This is a genomic window from Microbacterium sp. (assembly GCF_047972865.1).
Lineage (GTDB): Bacteria > Actinomycetota > Actinomycetes > Actinomycetales > Microbacteriaceae > Microbacterium.
Genome location: NZ_JBKEAY010000259.1, coordinates 1 through 1,929 on the forward strand (window position 1 = coordinate 1; position 1,929 = coordinate 1,929).

At 65.1% G+C, this 1,929-nt stretch carries 1 protein-coding gene; it reads left to right on the forward strand.

All coding sequences use genetic code 11. The features are described from left to right. Window positions 1-1,929, forward strand: a 1,929-nt coding sequence (locus tag ACK5KK_RS15645) for an NACHT domain-containing protein (RefSeq protein WP_416891010.1), incomplete at both ends; no start/stop codon positions are given.

Genomic DNA, 1,929 nt, shown 5'->3' on the forward strand with positions numbered 1-1,929 from the left:
GACGAGGTTGCGGACCCGAGCCTGCGCACGATTCTGGTCGACGAGATCGATCAGTTCACCCGGCGGATGGGAAAGACGAAGTTCGCGACGCGTCGATTCCAGGTAGTCGTCACGGCGCGCCCGAATGCATCTGGACTCGCGGAGCCGGACGGGGAGATGTTCGAGGTTCTCCGGCTCGAGCCGTTGAGTTCGGTACTGCAGGCCGAGTACGTCAACCGGTGGTGTGATGCGAAGGGGCTGGATGACCGGCACCGCAACAAGCTCCGTCGCGTGTTCCGGGATCGCACCTCCCTGGAGCATGTTGCGCAACTGGCCGACAACCCGATGCAGTTGACGATCCTGCTGTATCTCATCAGTAAGAAGGGCGACGCGGTGCCGGTGACACGCACCCCGCTCTACTCCGATTACATGGCGACGCTGATGGATCGTGAGGTCGACCGGCGGCAGATCTCGCGGGAGAGCGTCCCCGATGTTCAGGAGGTCACGGCGTTTCTCGGTTGGCATATGCAAAGCGGGGTCGAAGAGACGCCGACCGCGGGACGGATGCTGGCCAAGGACATCGTCACGACGCTCATGATCTACTTCCGTCAGGTGGGGCGCGATGTCGGGTTGGCGGAGCAGCTCTTCAAGGCGGCCACGGACCGTTTCTGGGCACTGACGAGCAATGTCGACGAGATGTTCGAGTTCGCGGTCCAGCCGGTGAGGGAGTACTTCGCTGCGCGCTTCTTGGCCGAGTGGGCAGCTCGCAGTTGGGAGCAGCCGCTCGGCAAGCAGGAAGTGTTGCGGCGCCTGATGGATCGCCCGTACTGGTTGAACACCTTGCGGTTCTACGCGGGTTTCGCCTCGCCGAACGAGCTGGCCGCGCTTCGATATGGCGTGGAGGAAGCTCTGCGGGAAGCGAGTCGGCCCCTCCAAGTGAGGTCTGCTGCCTGGACTTTGCTCAGTGACGGGGTGTTCGTCGCGAATCAGATGGTGCAGCGCGACGTCGCCCGTCTCCTCGCCGACGACATGACGATCAGTCTCATGAGTGAGCGACCCGCGGCCGACTTTCCCACCCTCGTTGGTTCGGTGGGAGGGCGCGACTTTGTACAGCGGACGCTTGACGCGGTGGAGAAGGCTGTCACGGCTCCCCTTTCGCCCGTTCGTGCAGGGATGCTGCGTCACAGGGTGGGGTTTGGCCGGGACGAGTTTGAAGCGTGGTGGGCGGCTCACCTGGCGAACGCGGTGGGCACGCCCGACGAGGCGGCGTGGCTGCGCGTGGGCGCCAGCTACGGCGGTGTCCGGCTTCCCCCGGCTCAGGTGACGCGGTTGGCAGCCGGCCCCCTCGATTCGCTCCGCGAGCTTGTCCGAATGGACATTGATCTCGCCGCCGAGCGGGCGCTTGGCGATGCCATGTTGCAGGCCGTGTTGCGCGGTGCGCTGAGCGAGGTGCGGCCAACGGCCGCGGGCCTGCCGAGCGACCTCCTCCGCGCACTTCGACCACAGTGGTATTTGCCTGCCGAGAGCGCTTCGCGGCTATCCCAGCACGGGCATCTTGGGCTCGATCGCGTTGACGCGTCCGTACGCAACAGCGCATGGAAACGACTCGAGGCTGCAGATCCTCGATATCAGGATGTGCGCAAGGCGTCCCGCAAGGGACAGCGCGCCCAAGCTGGCACAACCGAGCCATGGCAAGCGACAGCTCGCGCCTTAAGCGCCATCCACGGTCCGAACTGGCTCTCGACCGAGATCGCCCTGGCCGGCGCAGCACGCCACGAGCTCAGCGCTTCGGGCACCGTCGGTCGCGACAGCGAGCCGTTTGGGCCCGACACCGACTATGGCCGGCTGGTGATCGATGTGCGTCGCCAACGGAGCGCAGCATGGTGGCGTGAGATGTACGACACCTACAGTGACGACCTCTCACGTCGCACCTTGTGTCTCGCACTCCTC